Source organism: Rhodospira trueperi (assembly GCF_900101965.1).
In the GTDB taxonomy this organism is placed as follows: domain Bacteria; phylum Pseudomonadota; class Alphaproteobacteria; order Rhodospirillales; family Rhodospirillaceae; genus Rhodospira; species Rhodospira trueperi.
Genome location: NZ_FNAP01000001.1, coordinates 239,573 through 258,973 on the forward strand (window position 1 = coordinate 239,573; position 19,401 = coordinate 258,973).

Annotated in this window: 16 protein-coding genes; 11 read left to right on the top strand and 5 right to left on the bottom strand. The window is 67.4% G+C overall.

The genetic code is table 11. From position 1 onward, the window contains the following. Positions 1-86: 86 nt before the first annotated feature. The 4 genes from BLS85_RS01080 to BLS85_RS01095 all read left to right on the top strand — a co-directional run bounded on the left by BLS85_RS01080 (position 87) and on the right by BLS85_RS01095 (position 4,874). Positions 87-1,100: an OmpA family protein gene (locus tag BLS85_RS01080; RefSeq protein ID WP_092780809.1), complete on the top strand. Its 1,014-nt coding sequence runs from the start codon at positions 87-89 to the stop codon at positions 1,098-1,100. 281 nt (positions 1,101-1,381) lie between these two features. Next, positions 1,382-2,074: a hypothetical protein gene (locus BLS85_RS01085; RefSeq protein ID WP_092780812.1), complete on the top strand. Its 693-nt coding sequence runs from the start codon at positions 1,382-1,384 to the stop codon at positions 2,072-2,074. Positions 2,075-2,586: 512 nt separating this feature from the next. Then, positions 2,587-3,306 (top strand): putative metalloprotease CJM1_0395 family protein, encoded by a 720-nt coding sequence (locus BLS85_RS01090; protein ID WP_176793232.1) that lies wholly within the window; start codon positions 2,587-2,589, stop codon positions 3,304-3,306. A gap of 464 nt (positions 3,307-3,770) precedes the next feature. Further along, the gene (locus BLS85_RS01095; protein ID WP_143027046.1) at positions 3,771-4,874 is read left to right on the top strand and encodes a hypothetical protein; all 1,104 of its coding nucleotides are present in this window, start codon (positions 3,771-3,773) and stop codon (positions 4,872-4,874) included. A gap of 423 nt (positions 4,875-5,297) precedes the next feature. Here BLS85_RS01095 and glgX read toward each other — a convergent pair whose 3' ends face one another. The 3 genes from glgX to BLS85_RS01110 form a co-directional block, all read right to left on the bottom strand. Further along, positions 5,298-7,199 (bottom strand): glycogen debranching protein GlgX, encoded by a 1,902-nt coding sequence (glgX, locus tag BLS85_RS01100; protein WP_092780821.1) that lies wholly within the window; start codon positions 7,197-7,199, stop codon positions 5,298-5,300. A 12-nt stretch (positions 7,200-7,211) separates the two neighbouring features. Then, on the bottom strand, positions 7,212-9,449 hold the full coding sequence (glgB, locus tag BLS85_RS01105) for a 1,4-alpha-glucan branching protein GlgB (protein ID WP_092780824.1): 2,238 nt from the start codon (positions 9,447-9,449) through the stop codon (positions 7,212-7,214). 344 nt (positions 9,450-9,793) lie between these two features. Then, positions 9,794-10,120, bottom strand: coding sequence for a DUF2934 domain-containing protein (locus BLS85_RS01110; RefSeq protein ID WP_092780826.1), 327 nt, complete (start codon positions 10,118-10,120; stop codon positions 9,794-9,796). A gap of 406 nt (positions 10,121-10,526) precedes the next feature. On the opposite strand from BLS85_RS01110, the gene BLS85_RS01115 reads away from it, so the two are divergent. The 7 genes from BLS85_RS01115 to BLS85_RS01145 are packed head-to-tail and all read left to right on the top strand — an operon-like array spanning position 10,527 to position 16,777. Next, on the top strand, positions 10,527-11,015 hold the full coding sequence (locus BLS85_RS01115; RefSeq protein ID WP_092780829.1) for an SUF system Fe-S cluster assembly regulator: 489 nt from the start codon (positions 10,527-10,529) through the stop codon (positions 11,013-11,015). Positions 11,016-11,054: 39 nt separating this feature from the next. Further along, positions 11,055-12,509 carry a Fe-S cluster assembly protein SufB gene (gene sufB, locus BLS85_RS01120; RefSeq protein ID WP_092780832.1) on the top strand — a complete coding sequence of 485 codons (1,455 nt, stop codon included), beginning with the start codon at positions 11,055-11,057 and terminating at the stop codon, positions 12,507-12,509. A gap of 43 nt (positions 12,510-12,552) precedes the next feature. Continuing rightward, a complete protein-coding gene (sufC, locus tag BLS85_RS01125) occupies positions 12,553-13,320 on the top strand; it encodes a Fe-S cluster assembly ATPase SufC (RefSeq protein ID WP_092780835.1) in 768 nt (255 codons plus the stop codon). Beyond that, positions 13,317-14,636, top strand: a complete 1,320-nt coding sequence (gene sufD, locus BLS85_RS01130; RefSeq protein ID WP_092780837.1) for a Fe-S cluster assembly protein SufD — start codon at positions 13,317-13,319, stop codon at positions 14,634-14,636. Before sufC ends, sufD begins: the two co-directional genes overlap by 4 nt. Before the next feature lie 20 nt (positions 14,637-14,656). Next, positions 14,657-15,889 carry an aminotransferase class V-fold PLP-dependent enzyme gene (locus BLS85_RS01135; RefSeq protein ID WP_245699030.1) on the top strand — a complete coding sequence of 411 codons (1,233 nt, stop codon included), beginning with the start codon at positions 14,657-14,659 and terminating at the stop codon, positions 15,887-15,889. 56 nt (positions 15,890-15,945) lie between these two features. After that, on the top strand, positions 15,946-16,344 hold the full coding sequence (locus BLS85_RS01140) for an iron-sulfur cluster assembly protein (protein WP_092780842.1): 399 nt from the start codon (positions 15,946-15,948) through the stop codon (positions 16,342-16,344). Positions 16,345-16,387: 43 nt separating this feature from the next. Beyond that, positions 16,388-16,777 carry a HesB/IscA family protein gene (locus BLS85_RS01145; RefSeq protein WP_092780845.1) on the top strand — a complete coding sequence of 130 codons (390 nt, stop codon included), beginning with the start codon at positions 16,388-16,390 and terminating at the stop codon, positions 16,775-16,777. 189 nt (positions 16,778-16,966) lie between these two features. On the opposite strand, the gene BLS85_RS01150 is transcribed toward BLS85_RS01145, so the two are convergent. Then, positions 16,967-18,007, bottom strand: a complete 1,041-nt coding sequence (locus tag BLS85_RS01150) for a threonine aldolase family protein (RefSeq protein WP_092780848.1) — start codon at positions 18,005-18,007, stop codon at positions 16,967-16,969. A gap of 11 nt (positions 18,008-18,018) precedes the next feature. Then, a complete protein-coding gene (locus BLS85_RS01155) occupies positions 18,019-19,368 on the bottom strand; it encodes a TldD/PmbA family protein (protein WP_092780850.1) in 1,350 nt (449 codons plus the stop codon). Positions 19,369-19,401: the final 33 nt, after the last annotated feature.

Genomic DNA, 19,401 nt, shown 5'->3' on the forward strand with positions numbered 1-19,401 from the left:
GATCCGCGACGCGGCGATTCCCACGGATGGAATGCTGGATTATCCTTGTCCGGGCCTTTTGGGGGCGGGATTGAGGGAGATTGGCTATGCGCACGACGTTCGGTCTCCTGATGCTGCTGCTCGGCCTGTGGCCGGGCGTTTCTCAGGCCCAGGGTCTGGAAGATGCGCCCGGTACGGCCGACCATCCGCTGGTGCCCCGGTTCGAAGGCTCCGTGATCATCGGTCACGAGTCGGTTTCATTCGACGCGTTCAGGATGCCGCTCGGCCCTGCGGTGCGGGGCGACGGCGATGAGTGGAAGGCCGAAACGGCGCATGTCGTGGAGGGTGAGCGGACCCGCCTGATCTATCTGGCGCCCAGGGACGCCTCGCCCCTGGAAATCGTCCGCAACTACCAGCGGGCGCTCGGCGACGACGGGTTCGAGACGCTGTGGCAGTGCGGCGGGTCGGAGTGCGGCCCCGGGAACGGCAGCTTCCTGGTGAACTACGTGCTCTACCCGCAGGGGCGTCATCTGAGCACCATGGGCCGGGTGACGGAGCATGCCTTCACCTTCCCGCGCGACCCGCGTTATGCGGCGCTGTCCCGCAAGGCGAAGCCCGGTTCCGTATACGTTTCGATCTATGCGGCGATCGAGGACTTCGATCATTTTCCGGAAATCTACGGCCATCCCCTGGTGCTGGTGGACATCGTCGAGTCGGCGCCCATGGAAGACCGCATGGTGTTCATTGATGCCGAGGCCATGGCCGGTGACCTGGGCGAACAGGGCCGCGTGGCCCTGTACGGCATTCAGTTCGAGTTCGATAGCGACGTGGTGCGGCCGGAAAGCGACGCCACGCTGACGGAGATCGCGACCTTGCTGTCCGGCGACCCGGGCCTATCCCTGTACGTGGTCGGACACACGGACATGACCGGATCGCTGGACTACAACAAGGACCTGTCCGGTCGTCGTGCGGCGGCCGTTGTCCGGGCGTTGACGGGCCGGTTCGGTGTCCACGGGGCGCGCCTGGTTCCGGCCGGGGTCGGTCCCCTGGCGCCGGTGGCACCCAACGACTCGGAGGAGGGCCGGGCTCTGAACCGACGGGTCGAACTGGTGCGGCGGTAGAACGGACCTGTTCGGACGACGGGAAACACACGGTCCCGTCCGAACCTGTCCCGGTCAACCGGCTGTCCTGAAAGGCGGTTCCTGGCGGGGGAGCGACGTCCGTCCGGCATGGATCCGGCATCCACTGTTCAACCCGCGATCAGCGACTCAATTTCTTGAAAATTCGTCTTAAATGTCATATCGTCACTACGTAAAAGTGTATCGAGTTCGATCTGTCCTTTTTCGTCCCGTGACAATCCAAGCGTGACTGCCATTTTGGGTATATGGAGTCGAACGTCGCCATGCTGTCGCCCGCACAGTTTTATCCTGGTCCTTCGCTGGCTTATCGGGAGTACGGCCCCGCCGCCGCCGAGGCCGCGTCTGCGCGCGTGGCTCGGGATGGGTCCCAGAACCAGGGCGCGGCCGGCACGCGGCGCTTGGAGAGTGGCGCCGCAACCCAACAGGCGGGAGCCGTTCGCATTGCCGGTCAGGCGCCGTCCCTGTCCACCGAAGTGATCGGGGCGTTTGGTCTGCTCGAGCCGGAAGGACAGTTTGGACTTGAGTCGGTGGCGGACGAGCCGTTTTCTTCGGTGCCGCCTTCGCCCCCACCAACGCAAGCAGGCGGTCTGGACGCCGATGAGGAGTCCGGAAGTTCGGCGGGAACGGACAGCGCCGGAACCGGGCAAGGCCTTGGTACTGAGGACCTGACCGCCGAAGACGAGGCGGAAGTCCGGCGTTTGCAGGCTCTTGATGCGGAGGCCCGTCAGCAGGCCACCGAGGCCGGCGTCGGTGACACGGTGGTCATGCAGTACGAGGTTGGTCCGGATGGCCGGCTGTATGCGGTGGCCGCGCGGGTGAGCGCGAGCCTTGGCGGCCTGATTCCAACGAACGCCGATTCGGATGAGGCTGAGGCCGCACAGGGAACGCGTGACCCGGCCGCAGCTGGTTTGTTCCTGCAAGCTGCGGCTGCCTATGCCGCCAGCCGAGCCCTTTAGCTCCGAGTCGTATCGTCGGCGTGAGGGCCGGGCCGACCAACCGACATCGTGACACTTGCGGAACCGAGGCGTTTTCCGACGTGGCGTGGACATCTTGCCTCATTTCAGGGTCGAGACTACCTTTTCTGCGGTGGGGTTCCGAGGTCTGGTCGGCGAGTCGGTGGCCGGGAGACAGGGCTGGAGCACACCCCGAGTGATCCGTTACGGATCGCGACGACGATTTGCTTAAAAAAAACAACTGGCAAGGGCGCGTCGGGTGAATCAAATGGAATGCAACGCGCCCTAGGGGTTGGTGCCCGGCGGACTGCGGAGCGAGACGCGATATGACGTTCGTTGGTCCGGTCATCGCGGTGTCGTATCAAGGCGTGAAAGGCCTTGAGGCGCGTTCGGTCGGCGCCACGACGGGGACGTCCGCGCCGCGCGGTCGCCCTGTCGGGGAGGCTCAGGTCCCAGGGGCGGGCGCTTCTGGTGGTGCCGCCAGCCCTGTCAGGATTGCCGGTCGGGCGCCGTCGTTGTCCACCGAGATGATCGGCCTGTTCGGCCGTCTCGATCAGTCAGGCCGGTTCTCCGGCACCGATCCCGTGACAGGTCAGCCGGGTGTGACCGGCACGGCCACAAGCTCCGGGTTTGCCGAAGCGGCCGAAGCGATCCGGGGCACCGGATCCAACGATCTCACGCCCGAGGAACAGGCCGAGGTCCAGAAACTCCGCGCGATTGACCAGCGCGTGCGTCAGCACGAGGCCGCCCACAAGGCCGCCGGCGCGGGGGTGACGGGGCCAGCGACCTTCACGATGGTCACCGGTCCGGACGGTCGCCAGTATGCCGTCGGCGGCGAGGTCAGCATCACGGTCAATGCCTCGCAGTCCAATCCGCAACAGGCGATCGCTCAGCTTGAGCAGGTCAAGCGGGCGGCTCTGGCGCCGGCCGATCCGTCGTCGGCGGATCGTGCGGCCGCCGCTGCTGCCGAGGCGGCGCTGCAACGGGCCAAGGCTGCTCTGCGTGATCAGGAAGAGCAGGAGGCGGCCGAACAGAAGGCGCGCAACCAGCAGGTCGAGGGCGCGGCTCAGCAGACGGACGGGGCAAGCCGGGACAGCGGGGGCGAGATCGGCCGCGTCATCGCGCCGGCCGCGTTCGCCGACGCGGCGGCGGCGTACGGAACGGCGGATCGTGGCTTCGGCGGCGCTCAGGACGACATTGCGCCGCCGGCGAGCCTGTTCGATCTGGTGGCCTGAGGGTCCGCACTCTCCCATCGACCCGGCCATATTTGCACCTCTTCATCCAGACACCGCGCCGGCGGGACCGCCGGAACAGGACCCCTCCCCAACCCTCCCTGCAAGCGGTACCGTATTCACGCTTTTTTCCGCAAAAACGGGCGCCTCTTGCCCGCGCGGCAACTTGACCCGTCATTGCGAACCCTCGTCGTAAGACGAGGGCGAAGCAATCCAGGGCACACGTCGAAAGTATCCGCCCTGGATTGCTTCGTCGCTACGCTCCTCGCAATGACGAAGAGAGGTCGAGTTGTTTGAATCGTATAGCCCGCAAGCGGGGAGGGAGTGCGGCAGGGGTTTTCCCTTGAGGGAGGCGTTCAGACGGCAGAACCGGGTGTTGAAGACATGTGACTGCAGGGCACCATCGACCTTTCGGGCCGGCCGTGACATGACTGTGCGTCGTCATTCCTGCCATCGACCTGCACATCATGCCCAGCCCGACATCTCCCGTGCTGTATGCCGCCGTCACGCCACACGGATACGGTCATCTTACCATGACCGGGGCCGTTCTCGCGGCGCTGCGGGCGCGTTTGCCCGGCCTGTCCATGGTGGTGGAAACGACCCTGCCCGAACCCATTGTCCGAGCACGCATCCCGGGTCCGCTGACGGTGGTGGCCGAGACCGAGGACTTTGGTCTGGCGATGGTCAATTCGAACCGCATCGATGTCCAGGCCAGCGCGGCGCGGTACCGCGCCCTTCACGCGGACTGGGACGGGGTGGTGGCGCGTGCGGCGGTGCGGATGGCCGCGCACAAGCCCGATCTCGTGTTTTCGAACGCAGGATACATCGCCCTTGCGGCAGCGGCTCGGCTGGGGATCCCGTCGGTCGTGCTGGCGCCGCTGACGTGGGGGCACATCTATCGCCACTATTTCGCGGATCGGCCGGAGGCGCCGGGCATCCTGGCGACCATGGAACAGGCGTACGGGAGCGCCCGCGCCGTTCTGGTGCCGGACGCGGCAATGCCCATGGACGATCTGCCGAATCGGATCGGCATCGGCCCTGTGGGCGTGCCGGGCCGCGACCGGCGGGCGGAGGTGTGCCGGGCGCTGGGCCTGGACGAGGGCGCGCGGCTGGCTCTGGTCACCTTCGGGGGCGTCAACTCGGGGCTGGACCTTGCCGGCTGGCCGCGCGGCACCGGCTGGCACTGGCTGACCAAGGGCGGCGTGGCGGCCGGTCATCCCGACGCGATCGACATGGACCGGGTCCCTGACCTGCCGTTCTCCGATATCCTGGCGTCGGTGGACGCGGTGGTCACCAAGCTGGGCTATGGCATGACGACGGAGTGCGGGTTCGCCGGCAGGCCGACGCTGTACCTGCCGCGCGGCGACGACTGGCCGGAGGAACCGCACCTGCGGGGCTGGCTGGAACGGCACGCGCCGTTGCGTGCCGTCGATGCCGCGCGGTTACGCTCGGGCGACATTCTTGACGACCTGGAGGCGGTATTGCGCCAGCCGCCGCCCGGTCCACCAGCCCGGCCGACGGGCACGGAGGAGGGGGCGCGACTGGTGGCGACGATGCTTGGGGGCGGGTAGGGCGGCTTCGCGCCAAAGGCGCAAGCCGCCGTGAGCGGTGCCGCTTGCGGCGGATTGGCCCGCTGACGCGGGCCGAATCCGCCCTACACAGTTTTGATCACCGCCGCGGCGCCAGGAATATCAACGGTCCGGGGGTGTCGGCCTCGCCCCATAGGTTGCGTAGGGCGGCTTCGCGCCAAAGGCGCAAGCCGCCGTGAGCGGTGCCGCTTGCGGCGGATTGGCCCGCTGGCGCGGGCCGAATCCGCCCTACACAGTTTTGATCACCGCCGCGGCGCCAGGAACATCAGCGGCCCGGGGGTGTCGGCCTCGCCCCATAGGTTGCGTAGGGCGGCTTCGCGCCAAAGGCGCAAGCCGCCGTGAGCGGTGCGGCTTGCGGCGGATTGGCCCGCTGACGCGGGCCGAATCCGCCCTACACAGTTTTGATCACCGCCGCGGCGCCAGGAACATCAGCGGCCCGGGGGTGTCGGCCTCGCCCCACAGCACGCCCAGGGCCTCGCGGTCGCGGGTCCAGTCGTCGCTGTTGACGCGCGGTGCGCCGACACCGTCCAGCCACGTCACGTCCCGCTCTCCGGTGGCGGGATCGACGGCGCCGCTGAAGAACGCCGTCCGCCGCACCGCCGGGGTGGCCTTGCGCCACGCGATCATGTCGCGCACGAAGTCCCGGAAGGCCCAGTCGGCATTCTCCCAGTCCAACCATGTCAGGTCGTTGTCCTGACTGTAGGCGTTGTTGTTGCCCCGCTGGGTATGGCCGATCTCGTCGCCAGCCAGAATCATCGGCACGCCCAGCGCGGTGAGCAGGGCGGTCATCATGCCGTGGCGGCGTTCGTCCCGGTTGGTCTGTACAGCGGGATCATCGGTCTCGCCCTCGACGCCGCCGTTCCAGGACAGATTGTGCGTCGTGCCGTCGCGGTTCTGTTCGCCGTTGGCCTCGTTGTGCTTGCCGTCGTAGGTGACGAGGTCGCGCAACGTGAACCCGTCGTGGGCGGTGATGAAATTGACGCCGGCCTGGGGCGGCCGGCCGGAGGGCTCGAACAGATGGCTCGTGCCGGCGAGGGCACTGGCCAGATCGCCCGGGTCCCCGGTGCCGGCGAAGAACGACCGCACGGCGTCGCGGAAGCCGTCGTTCCACTCCACCCAGGGCGCCGGGAAGCGTCCGGTGTGGTGACCGCCCGCGCCGATGTCCCACGGCTCGGCGATCAGCTTGACCTCGGACAACACCGGGTCCTGAGCGATGGCGGACAGGAACGGCCCGGTCGGGTCGAACGCGCCGTGATGGCGCGCCGGGGTCACGGCCAGATCGAAGCGGAACCCGTCCACGCCCATTTCCGTGACCCAATGGCGCAGGCTGTCCATGACCAGCCGCAGGCACAAGGGGTCCTCCAGCCGCAGGGTGTTGCCGCAGCCGCTATCGTTCACGTAGGACCGGCCGTCGCCCCGGGTGCGGTAGAAGGTCCGGTTGCCGAGCCCGCGCAGGCTCAGCGTCTGGCCCAGTTCGTCGCTTTCGGCGGTGTGGTTGTAGACCACGTCCAGGATCACCTCGATCCCCGCCGCGTGCAGGGCGGTGACCATAGCGCGGAAGTCATCGGGCGTGCCGTAGCGCGGGTCCGGCGCCAGGAAGGCATAAGGGTTGTAGCCCCAGTAGTTGGACAGCTCCAGGCCGGGCAGGTGGCGCTCGTCGGAAAACGCGAACACCGGCAGCAGTTCCAGCGCCGTGATGCCCAGGTCCGTCAGGTGGTTGATGATCGCCGGATGCGCCACGCCCCGGAATGTGCCCCGGTCCTCCTCGGGGATGTCCGGGTGGCGTATGGTCAGGCCCTTGACGTGCGCCTCATAGACGATGGTGGCGGCCCAGGGGGTGCGTGGGCCCGGCGGCGGCGCCTTGGCCGGCTTGCGGGCGATGGCCTTGGGCACGAAGGGCGCGCTGTCGCGGTCGTCGAACGTCAGGTCGGCGTCCGGCCCGCCGCGCGTGAACCCGAATGTGGCGTCGTCCGGGCTCACCTGTCCGACGACTTCACGCGCCCAGGGGTCCACCAGCAGCTTGTTGGGATTGTGGCGATGACCCTGGGTTGGCTCGTACGGGCCATGGACGCGCAGCCCGTACACTTGGCCCTCTTTCAGGCCGCGCAACAGGCCGTGCCAAATGCCGCGCGGATCGCGGGCGGGCAGGGGCACGCGGGCCGTTTCCGCGCCGTCGGGCGAGTCGAACAGGCAGACCTCGACGGCCGTTGCGTCGGGTGCCGGAACGGCGACGTTGAGACCGCCCCGGGTCACATTGACCCCCAGCCGATCGGGCCGGCCCGCCTCGACCTTCACGCGCGGTGCCATGCTGCGGTCCTCCTACGCCCCGTCGTCCGGTCGCATGATGATGGTCGCCAGCGGCGGCAGGGCGAGCAGGAGGCTCTGCTCGTGCCCGTGGCTTTCCTGCGGCAGGGTGACCACGCGGCCGTTGCCGACCCCGGAACCGCCGAAGGCCTCGCTGTCGGTGTTCAGGATCTCGGAATACCAGCCCGCGCGCGGCGCGCCGATCCGATAGTCCTCGCGCACCACCGGGGTGAGGTTGCAGACCACCAGGACGAACGGCGCGTCCGGATCGGCGCTTTCTCGACGGACGAACGCAAGAACGCTGTTCTGATAGTCTGTGCAGTCGATCCAGGAAAAGCCGTCGCTCTCGCAGTCGTGAACATGCAGGGCCGGGATGTCCCGGTACAGCCGGTTCAGGTCCCGCACCAGGTCGTGCATGCGGGCGTGCCAGTCGATGTCCAGCAGGTGCCAGTCGAGACTGGCCTGATAATTCCACTCCCGACCCTGGGCGAATTCGGTGCCCATGAACAGCAGCTTCTTACCCGGGTGTGTCCACATGTACGCCAGATAGGCCCGCATGTTGGCGAACTGCTGCCAGCAGTCGCCGGGCATCCGGCCCAGGATCGAGCGCTTGCCGTGCACCACCTCGTCGTGGGACAGCGGCAGCACGAAATTCTCGTTGAAGGCGTAGATGAGGCTGAACGTCAGGTCGTTGTGATGATAGCAGCGGTGGATCGGATCCTCGCCGATGTAGCGCAGGGTGTCGTTCATCCACCCCATGTTCCACTTATAGCCGAAGCCGAGACCGCCGAGGTAGGTGGGGCGGGAGACCATGGGCCACGCCGTGCTTTCCTCCGCCAGCGTGATGGCGCCCGGGAAGTGGCCGTAGACCAGTTCGTTCATGCGGCGCAGGAAGTCGATGGCCTCCAGGTTCTCCCGGCCGCCGAACTTGTTGGGGATCCAGTCATCGGCCTCGCGGCTGTAGTCCAGGTACAGCATGGAGGCGACGGCATCGACCCGCAGTCCGTCGATGTGGAACTTGTCCAGCCAGAACAGGGCGTTGGCCAACAGGAAGTTGCGCACCTCCGTGCGGCCGTAGTTGTAGATCAGCGTGCCCCAGTCCTGATGGCGGCCCTGTCGGGGGTCTGCGTGCTCGTACAGGTGCGTGCCGTCGAACCACACGAGACCGTGTGCGTCCTCCGGGAAGTGGCCGGCCACCCAGTCGATGATGACGCCCAGGCCGGCGGCATGGCATCGGTCCACGAAGTAGCAGAAGTCATCCGGCGTGCCGAATCGGCTGGTGGGGGCGAACAGGCCGATGGGCTGATACCCCCAGGAGCCGTCGAACGGATGTTCGTTGACCGGCAGAAGTTCGATGTGGGTGAACCCCAGGTCGCGGACATAGGCCGGCAACTCTTCCGCCATCTCGCGGTAGGTCATCGTGCGGGTCTGTCCGGTTTCCTCGTCCACGACCCGCTTCCAGGATCCAAGGTGGACCTCGTAGATGGACATGGGCGCGGAGCGGTCCACGGTGTTCGCGCGGTTTTCCATCCAGTCCTGATCGGTCCAGTCGTAGTCGCCCAGGTCGAACACGACCGAGGCCGTGGCCGGCGGCACCTCGCAGAAGAAGGCGTACGGGTCGGCCTTCAGCGGCATCAGGTTTCCGTCGGCGCCCACGATCTCGTATTTGTAATGGGTGCCCTCCGGCACCTCCGGTAGAAAGATTTCCCACACCCCGCAGTTGGGATGCTTGCGCATGGAGTGCTGACGGCCGTCCCAGCCGTTGAAATCACCGACCACGCTGACCCGCTGGGCATTCGGTGCCCAGACCGTGAAGGCGACGCCGCGCACGCCGTCCAGGGTCGCCATGTGGGCGCCCATCTTCTCGTAGAGTTTGAGATGCGTGCCCTCGCCGATGAAATAGGTGTCCAACTCGCCGAGCACCGGCGGGAAGCTGTACGGATCGTACATGTCGAACGTCAGATTGGGACCGGTTACCCGCAGCTTGTAGCCGAAGACCTCCGTTCCCTCCGGGAAGTCCGCGCCAAACAGCCCAGACGGGTCCAGACGGGAGGCCTCCGCGAGGACCTTCTCGCCATCCCGGCTTATGACCTCGACCGTCGTCGCCCAGGGGAGAAAGGCCCGAATGCACCGCCCCTCCGCCGACGAGCCGTCGGCGCTGCCCAGGTGTTGTCCGAGAAACGCGAAGGGGTCGCCGTGTCGGGCCTCCAGGAGGGCTTGCACGGCGCCGGCGTTGGGACTGCTGGTGAGCATGGGACTGCGGTCTCCGGTTGTTGAGGCGAACGGTGGTGGCGCCATGGCCGGGGGAAGACTGTGGATCGACGGACGACGCGTCCGGTCACGCAACGGCGCATGACCGGGGACCAGTGCACCCGGTCCCATCAACATACCCCATGAAGCGCACGCCCTTGACCAGATGGCCCCGGAATCGGGGCCGCGTGGTGCCGGGGGCCAGCGTGGTCACGGCGGTTTTCGGTGATGCGGGCCAGTCCGGGCCGTCAAGACACACTCATCCCCGACCCGCCTCAAGGGTGGGGACCTCAACCCGATCCGTCAAGTGACGGAAACGGGACGCCGCGCGGTGCGACGGGGGGCCGTCAGGTCTCCTCGGTCTTCTTGCGGCGCGTGGCACGTTTCTTGGGCGCGGCTTCGGTGCTTGCGTCGCTGTCGGCGGCGGCCTTCGGTGTCCGCTTCCGGGTGGTCTTGGCCGGCGTTGCCTCACCGCCTTCCGCCGTTGCCTCGTCCGTCTTTTTCGTCCGGCGCGGGGCGCGTTTCGGCTTGGGTGCGGCCTCGGCTTCGATGGCGGCCGTCACTTCGGCCGTTGCCCGGGCCCAGTGCTCGTCGGACTTGCCATCGGGACGCCCTTCCTCTTCCCAGATCTGGTGGGCGCGCTGGCGGATACGGTCATCAATATCTTGCTGCATGGCTTTCCTCTTTCGTGCCGGTCATTCTGGAAAAAGAAAAAGAAAATGCAAGGAGATACCCGCGTTCGCGCGTCTGGTGTGGCGGGTCCGGGGCATACCGGCGCGCACACATCGGTTGGATCGCACGAGCATTGGGATCGTGTCGAGCTTTATCCGTGGCGCGCGCGGGCATTGCAATGGGGGATCGGCTGGCCTGGGGGCCGGAACGGCAGGTCCGCGCTCGGCATTGCACTTCGGTCACAGTCGGACAATCGAAGCGGCGCGACACCTGATTCGGGGACGGCTTGCCAATGGGCGCCTTGAAAACCGAGTGGCGGTTGATTATTCAAAGGAGACCGAATTGGTCCATTATCGCGGTGTGCTCGGTTCGAGGGGACGGACGCGCCGCGACAAACGGGAGCCCGGCATGTTCAGAATCAACAAGCTGACCGACTATGCCGTCGTTCTACTGGTGGACATGGCCCGCTCGGACAGTGTACGGGCCGCCCATCAGATCGCGGCGGATACGGGGGTGCCGGGTCCCACGGTGGCCAAGGTCATGAAGGCGCTGGTCCGGTCCGGGCTGGTGCGTTCGGCGCGCGGAGCCAGCGGCGGTTACGTGCTGGCGCGGCCGGCCGACCGGATCGCGGTGGCGGACATGATCCAGGCTCTGGAAGGACCGATTGCCATGACGGCCTGCGTCGACACCGCCGAGGAGGGGTGCGAGCGCGAGGGGTTCTGCACCATGGCAGGTCACTGGAACCGGGTGAATACGGCGGTTCGTAAGGCTCTTCAGGGGATTACGTTGGCGGACATGGCGGCGCCGACCCTGCCGCCGCCGTGGGCTGTGGAGGGCGTCATGGCGTCCTCCGCCGGCCAGGAGTCATATCGCGAGGGATCGCGCGCCTCGTCGTAACACCGCGAACGGCGCGAGAGAGTTGGGAGTTGGAACACCATGGCGGCCACCCAGGATACCGTCGATCGGATTGCCGAGGTCTCGGGCGCCTACAAGTACGGATTCGTCACCGACATCGAATCCGACAAGGCGCCCAAGGGCCTGAACGAGGACATCATTCGCTTCATCTCCGCCAAGAAGGCGGAGCCGGAGTGGATGCTGGCGTGGCGCCTGAAGGCTTACCGCCACTGGCTGACCATGACCGAGCCGTCATGGCAAAAGGTGGTCTATCCGCCCATCGACTACCAGGACGCCTACTACTACGCCGCGCCCAAGAGCGACGACGACCGGCCCAAGAGCCTGGACGAGGTCGATCCGGAACTGCTGCGCACGTACGAGAAGCTGGGCATCCCCCTGAAAGAACAGGAGATGCTGGCCGGCGTGGCGGTCGACGCGGTGTTCGATAGCGTGTCCGTGGCGACGACCTACAAGAAGAAGCTGGAGCAAATGGGCGTCATCTTCTGCCCGATCTCCGAGGCCGCTCAGCGTTTTCCCGAGTTGGTCCAGAAGTACCTTGGTTCCGTGGTGCCGTACTCGGACAACTTCTTCGCCACCCTTAATTCGGCGGTGTTCACCGACGGCTCGTTCGTGTACGTGCCCAAGGGGCTGCGGTGTCCCATGGAACTGTCCACGTACTTCCGCATCAATGAGCAGAACACCGGCCAGTTCGAGCGTACGCTCATCATCGCCGACGAGGGCAGCTATGTGAGCTACCTGGAGGGCTGCACGGCACCCCAGCGCGACGACAACCAGCTTCACGCCGCCGTGGTGGAACTGGTCGCCATGGATGACGCCGAGATCAAGTACTCCACGGTGCAGAACTGGTATCCGGGCGACGAGACCGGCAAGGGCGGCATCTATAACTTCGTCACCAAGCGCGGCGCCTGTCGCGGACGCAATTCAAAGATCATGTGGACGCAGGTCGAGACGGGCTCGGCCGTGACCTGGAAGTACCCATCCTGCATCCTGCAGGGCGACAATTCCTCCGGCGAGTTCTATTCGGTGGCCATCACCAACAATGCCCAACAGGCCGACACCGGCACCAAGATGATCCACATCGGGAAGAACACCCGCTCGCGTATTATCTCCAAGGGCATTTCGGCGGGCCGGGCGGATCAGACCTACCGGGGCCTCGTCAAGGTCATGCCGAAGGCCACCGGCGCGCGCAACTTCACGCAGTGCGACAGCCTGCTGATCGGGGATCGCTGTGGCGCGCACACCGTGCCCTACATCGAGAATCGCTGCCCGTCGGCCCAGGTGGAACACGAGGCCACCACCAGCCGCATCAGCGAAGACCAGTTGTTCTACTGCCTGCAACGCGGCATTCCGGAAGAGGACGCCGTCGCGTTGATCGTCAACGGCTTCTGCAAGGAAGTTTTGCAGACATTGCCGATGGAATTCGCCGTCGAGGCGCAGAAACTGGTGGGCATCAGCCTGGAAGGCAGCGTCGGTTGAGTTGGACCCGATGTGCCCGATGACCTGAGGGATATGACGCGACATGGCTTTGCTGGACATCAAGGAACTTCACGCCACCATCGACGAGGACGACGGCGCCAAGGCCATCCTCAAGGGGATCGATCTGACCATCCGGCCGGGTGAGGTGCACGCGGTCATGGGTCCGAACGGCGCCGGGAAGAGCACTCTGTCCAACGTCATTGCCGGCCGGCCGGGCTATACGGTGACGCAGGGCTCGGTGACCTACGACGGCGCCGACCTGCTGGAGATGGAAGCCGACGAGCGGGCCCGCGCGGGCCTGTTCCTGGCCTTCCAGTATCCGGTCGAGATTCCCGGCGTGGCCACCGCGACCTTCCTGAAGACGGCGATCAATGCCCGGCGCAAGGCGGCCGGCGAGCCGGAGATCGAGGCGCTCGACTTCCTCAAGCTGATGAAATCGACCTCGAAACGGCTCGGCGTGCCCGAGGATATGCTGAAGCGCCCGGTCAACGTCGGCTTCTCCGGCGGTGAGAAGAAGCGCGTCGAGGTGCTGCAGATGGCTATGCTGGAGCCGCGTCTGTGCGTGCTGGACGAGACCGATTCCGGCCTCGACATCGACGCGCTGAAGGTGGTGGCGGACGGCGTGAACGCCCTGCGTGCGCCGGATCGGGGCATGCTGGTCATCACCCACTATCAGCGCCTGCTCGACTACATCGTGCCCGACGTGGTGCATGTTCTGGCCGACGGTCGCATCGTCAAGACCGGCGACAAGACCCTGGCCCAGGAACTGGAGGCCAAGGGCTACGCCGAATTCACTGGAGCGGCGGCATGAGCGCAACCCTCACAGACGTGCTTCCGCTGGCGCCCGACGAACAGGCCCTGGGGCGGGACGAGCCCGGATGGCTCGCCGATCTGCGCCGCGCCGGGCTGTCGGTCTACCGCGCGCGCGGCTTGCCCACGGTGAAGGTGGAGGCGTGGAAGTACACCAGTCTCTCCGGGCTGACCAAGATACCGTACGTCTTGGATGATGGTGGTGTTGCGCTTTCGGAGGGCGGCGACCGCGACGCGCTGGCGCTTGACGACGCCTGGACGGTGACCCTGGTCAACGGCCGTCCGGTCGGGGTGCCGGACGAGCTGCCGGACAGCGTTCGGGTGGATCACCTGTCGCGTCTTTTGGAGGACGAACCGGAGACCCTCGAACCGCATCTCGGGCGGATCGCCGATCTCGCCGATGCGCCCATGGGATCGCTTAACGCCGCCCACATGACCGAGGGGCTCGTGATCCTGGTGGATGACGGCGTTGTGTTGGACCGGCCCATCCATGTGGTGTCGGTCACGGAAGCGGCCGACGGTGCGCGCCACATGCATCCCCGCCATTTTGTCGTCTTGGGCGAGGCGGCCGATGTCACGCTGGTGGAAAGCCGTGTGTGCGCGCCGGGCGCGGACGCGACCCTGTCCAACGCGGTTCAGGAAATCCGGCTCGGGGAGCGCGCCCGGCTGCGTCATTTGCGACTTGTGGCGTCCGGCGAGGAGGCGGTGGACCTGGATCTGACCGAGGCGGAGGTCGGGGCCGAGGCCGCTTACGAGGCGTTCACCCTGACGCTCGGGGGACGGTTGGTGCGCAACGAGACCCGGGCCCGTCTTCGCGGGTCGGGCGCGGCGGCGCGGTTGCGCGGTGCCTACGGGGTCTGTTGCGGCCAGCACGTCGATACCACGCTCGTTGTCGATCACGCCGTGCCCGACACCACGTCGGATCAGCTCTACAAGGGCGTGGTTGATGCCCAGGGCCGGGCTGTTTTCCAGGGCAAGATCATCGTGCGCCGCGACGCCCAGCGCAGCGACGGCGGCCAGCTCCACAAGGCGTTGCTGCTGGCGCCCGACGCCGAGGTGGATACCAAGCCGGAACTGGAGATTTACGCCGACGACGTGAAATGCGGCCACGGCGCCACGGTGGGCGATCTGGACCGGGATCAAGTGTTCTATCTGATGGCCCGGGGCATTCCCGAGGCGGAGGCCCGCGCCCTGCTGGTCGAGGCGTTCCTCGACGACGTGGTGGGCGCCGTTCCGGACGGCCCGTTGCGCGCGGCCTTTCTGGGCGCCGTGCGGCGCTGGCAGGCGGGCCGCCACGCCGCCACCTGGGAGGCTTGACGCCGATGGACGCCGCCACCATGACCCAAGCGCCCGTGTTCGACCCCGAGGCCGCCCGGGATGACTTCCCCATTCTGGCCCGGCTCGTCCACGGCAAGCCGCTGGTCTATCTCGACACTGGGGCGTCGGCGCAAAAGCCCCGGCAGGTGCTTGACGCCATGGCGCGGGCGCAGACCGAGTGCTACGCCAATGTCCACCGGGGCGCCTACTGGCTGTCGGAGACCGCGACCAGTCGCTTCGAGGCGGCGCGCGAGACCGTGCGCGGGTTCCTCAACGCCGGCAACGAGCGCGAGATCGTGTTCACCGCCAACGCCACCGACTCCATCAATCTGGTGGCCCAGACGTGGGGGCGCGCCAATCTGGGTCCGAGCGACGCCGTTCTGATCTCGGAACTGGAGCACCACGCCAACATCGTGCCGTGGCAGATGTTGCGCGATGAAAAGGGCGTGGAGGTGCGGGTGGCGCCGATCACGGACGACGGCGCGCTCGACATGGCCGGGTTCGAACGGCTGCTGGACGAGCGGGTCAAGCTGGTCGCCGTGGCGCACTGCTCCAACGTGCTGGGCACCATCCTGCCGGTGGCGGACATCGTCGCCCGTGCCCACGCGGTCGGCGCCCGCGTGCTGGTGGACGGCAGCCAGGCCGTCGTGCATGGGCCGGTGGACGTGCGGGCGCTGGACTGCGACTTCTACGCCTTCACCGGGCACAAGCTGTACGGCCCCACGGGAATCGGCGTGCTGTTCGGCAAGCTGGACCTGCTGGAGGCCATGCCGCCCTGGAAGGGCGGCGGCGACATGATCGAATCGGTGACCTTCGAGAAGACCACCTACGCGGCGCCGCCCGCGCGCTTCGAGGCCGGTACGCCGCCCATCGTCGAGGCCATTGGACTCGCCGCCGCCGTTGACTACGTGCAGGGCATCGGCATGGCGGCCATCGCCGACCACGAGGCCGATCTGCTGCGCTACGCGATGCAGCGGCTGGCCTCTGTCGAGGGGCTGACCATTCACGGCACCGCTCCGCACAAGGCGGCGGTGCTGTCGTTCACCGTGGACGGCCTGCATCCCCAGGATTTGGCCATGGTGCTGGACCGCTCGGGGCTGTGCCTGCGCGCCGGCCATCACTGCGCCGAGCCGCTCATGCGCCGTCTGGGCGTAGCCGGCACGATTCGGGCGTCGTTCGGCCTCTACAACACGCGGTCGGACGTCGATGTGCTGATCAGCGCCCTGGAGAAGGCGCGCAACCTGCTGGCCTGAGACAGGGCCGGGTCGAGAGAAATGCCAGAGGGACTGTCTTTGAGGGAACCGACACCATGATGCCGCCGTACTCAATGCCCGCCTCCACCGAACCGCCGCCGGAGGAAGGATTCTTCGCCACCGCCGGGACGCCGCTGGCCGACGATGTCGCGCCGGTGGACGAGGAGGCGGTCGTGGATGCCCTACGCTCGGTCTATGATCCGGAGATTCCGGTCAACATCTATGATCTGGGTTTGATTTACGAGATCGAGCCGCGCGGGCGGGGCAACTGGGAGCTGGTGATGACCCTGACCGCGCCGGCCTGCCCGGTCGCCGGGGAGTTGCCCGGGCAGGTGGCCGAGGCGGTCGCCGCGACGTCCGGCGTGGGTGAGGTCAAGGTGACCCTGACCTGGGATCCGCCCTGGACGCCGGCCAACATGTCCGAGGTCGCCAAGGTCGAACTGGATATGTACTGAGCCGCGCGAACCCATCCTGAATTTTTGTCTGGAGGCCGTCCCCATGACGACGACCGAAACCGCGCCCAACGCCGCCGCACCCGCGTCGCCGGCCCGCCCGGCACCGCTGACCGTGACGCCCGCCGCCGCCGCGCGCGTGCGCGAGCTGGTCGCGCGGGCGACCAAGCCCGTGCTTGGGGTGCGGGTCGGCGTGAAAAAGGCTGGCTGTTCCGGGATGCGCTATCAGGTTGACTATGTCGAGGAGGCCGGCGCGTTCGAGGATGTGGTCGAGACCGACGGCGCCCGGGTCTATATCGATCCGATGGCGGTGATGTTCCTGCTCGGCTCGGAAATGGACTACGAGGACACGAAGATGCAAAGCGGCTTCGTGTTCCGCAATCCCAACGCTACCGGCCAGTGCGGGTGCGGGGAGAGCTTCTCGGTGCAGTCGTAGGCGACGCCTATTCATCCAGGCCGTAGGTTGGGGTGAGCAACGCGAACCCCAACCCCAACCCCAACCCCAACCCCAACCCCAACCCCAACCCCAACCCCAACCCCAACCCCAACCCCAACCCCAAGACAGTCCCGGCCCCGGTCTTTTCGCCGCATCCGTTGGGGTCGGGGTGTTGCCCCTTACCCCAACCTACGAGGCGTTCGCCACCTCACGCGCCGCGTTCAGGAACTCCTCGACGTCCTCCGGTCGGGTCTGGAAGCTGGTCACCAACCGCACCGTGCCGTCGCGCTCGGACGGCCAGTCGTGAAAGACGAACCCGGCCGCGCGCAGGCCGTCGCGCAGGGGCGTCGGCAGCACCGGGAAGACCATGTTGGCCTCGACCGGATCGGGGATCTCCACCCCCGGCAGCGCCGCCAGCCCGTCGCCCAGGCGCCGCGCCATGGCATTGGCGTGGGCGGCGTGGCGACGCCACAGATCGTCCTCAAGCCACGCCAGCAGTTGGGCGGAGACGAAGCGCATCTTGGAGAGCAGGTGGCCGGCGCGCTTGCGCCGCTCGGCGAAATCGGCCGACAGGCCGGGGCGCAGGAACACCACCGCCTCGGCGGCCCAGGCGCCGCTCTTGGTGGCGCCCAGGCTGAGCACGTCCACGCCGGCCCGCCACGTCACGTCCGCCGGCGCGCATCCCAGGGACGCCACCGCGTTGGCGAAACGCGCGCCGTCCATGTGCAGCGTGAGCCCATGGCGGCGGCAGACCTCGGCCACCGCGCCGATCTCATCGGGAGTGTACACCGTGCCGCATTCGGTGGCTTGGGTGAGGCTCACCGCCGCGGGCCGCACCCGGTGGACCTTGCGGTAGCCGACGCGGCGGATCGCGGGCTGCAGCGTATCCGGGCGCAGTTTGGCGCCGGCGCCGGGCAGGGCGACCAGCTTCGCCCCGCCGGTGAACATCTCCGGCGCGCCGCATTCATCGGTGTTGACGTGGCTGTCCTCGTGGCAGAACACGGCGCCGTAGGGTGGCACCAGTTGCCACAGGGCCAGGGCGTTGGCGGCGGTGCCGGTGAGCACCGGAAACACCTCGACCTCTGCTTCAAAAACATCCCGCAACCGATTGGACAGGAGCTCGGTCCAGGGATCGGCTCCATAGGCGGGCGCGGGCCCGTCCGCTGCCTCGGCGAGGACGCGGGCGATCTGGGGCGCGGCGCCGGCCACGTTGTCGCTGCTGAAGTCCATCGTGGGCGCGCTCACTGCCCCGCAATGGTCAGGCCGTCGATGCGGACGGTCGGGCTGTCGGTGCCGTAGCGCAGGATCAGGTCGTTGGCGGGGATGAGGCGGGCGAACATCTCCTGCAACGTGCCGGCGATGGTGCATTCGCTGACCGGGTCCGTGATCTCGCCGTTCTCGATCCAGAAACCGGCCGCGCCGCGCGAGTAGTCACCGGTGATCATGTTGATACCATGGCCAAACAATTCAGTGACATAAAAGCCATCCTTGATGTCGGAGATCAACTCTGACGGCGTGGCGCTGCCGGGCTGGAGCATGACGTTGCTGGCGCCTGGGCTGGGGGCCGAGCCGGCGCCCCGGGTGGCGTGGCCGGTGCTGTCCAGGCCGAGTTGCCGGGCGGAGCGCAGGTCCAGCAGCCAGGTTGTCAGGCGTCCGTCCTCCACCAGGGCGATGCGACGGGTCGGCAGCCCCTCGGCGTCGCAGGGCCGCGACTTCAGGCCGCGATGCCGGTGCGGGTCTTCCAGGATGACGATGCCCTCGCCGAACACGCGCTCGCCCATGCGGTCCTTGAGGAAGCTGGTGCCGCGCGCGATGGAGGCGCCGTTGATGGCGCCCAGCAGATGGCCCACCAGGGTTCGGGCCACGCGCGGGTCGAACACCACCGGGGCCTTGACGGTGCGGGGGCGACGCGCGCCCAATCGGCGCACCGCCCGTTCCCCCGCGACGCGGCCGACATCGTCGGGGGTGCGTAGATCCTCCCGGAACACGGCGGCGGTGTAGTCGTAATCCCGCTCCATGCCGTCGGTATCGGATCCGGCGATCACGCTGGCCGCCAACGAGCACCCGGTGCGCTCGTAGTGCTGCGTGAACCCATTCGATCCGGCGAGGGTCACGGCGGTCAGGCTCCAACTCGCCTCGGCGCCTTCGGAGTTGGTGACGCCGGGCACGGCGCGGGCGGCGTCCTCAGCGGCGCGGGCCATGTCGGTCAGGGTCTCGGCCGACGGTTCGACCGGGTCGCGGCAGTCGATGGCGGGCAACTCCCGCGCCAGCGCCTCCGGATCGGCGAGGCCGCAATAGGGGTCCTCCGGCACCGTGCGGGCGATGGCCATGGCACGCTCGACAAGATCGCGCAACGCCGCCGAAGAGCGGTCGGCGCTGGAGACGATCCCCTGACGCTGACCGACGAACACCCGCAGGCCGATGTCGCCGCCCTCGGCGCGCTCCAGCCGTTCCAGGGCGCCCATGCGCCACGCCACCGAGACGGATACCCCATCCAGAAGGACGGCGTCGGCGGCGTCGGCGCCGGCCTTGCGGGCGCGGTCGATGAGGTCTTCGAGTGCGGCGGGGGATCCGACCGGAGATGCGGTCATTAAGTATGCCTCCAGTTTCAAAGACGGATGGTG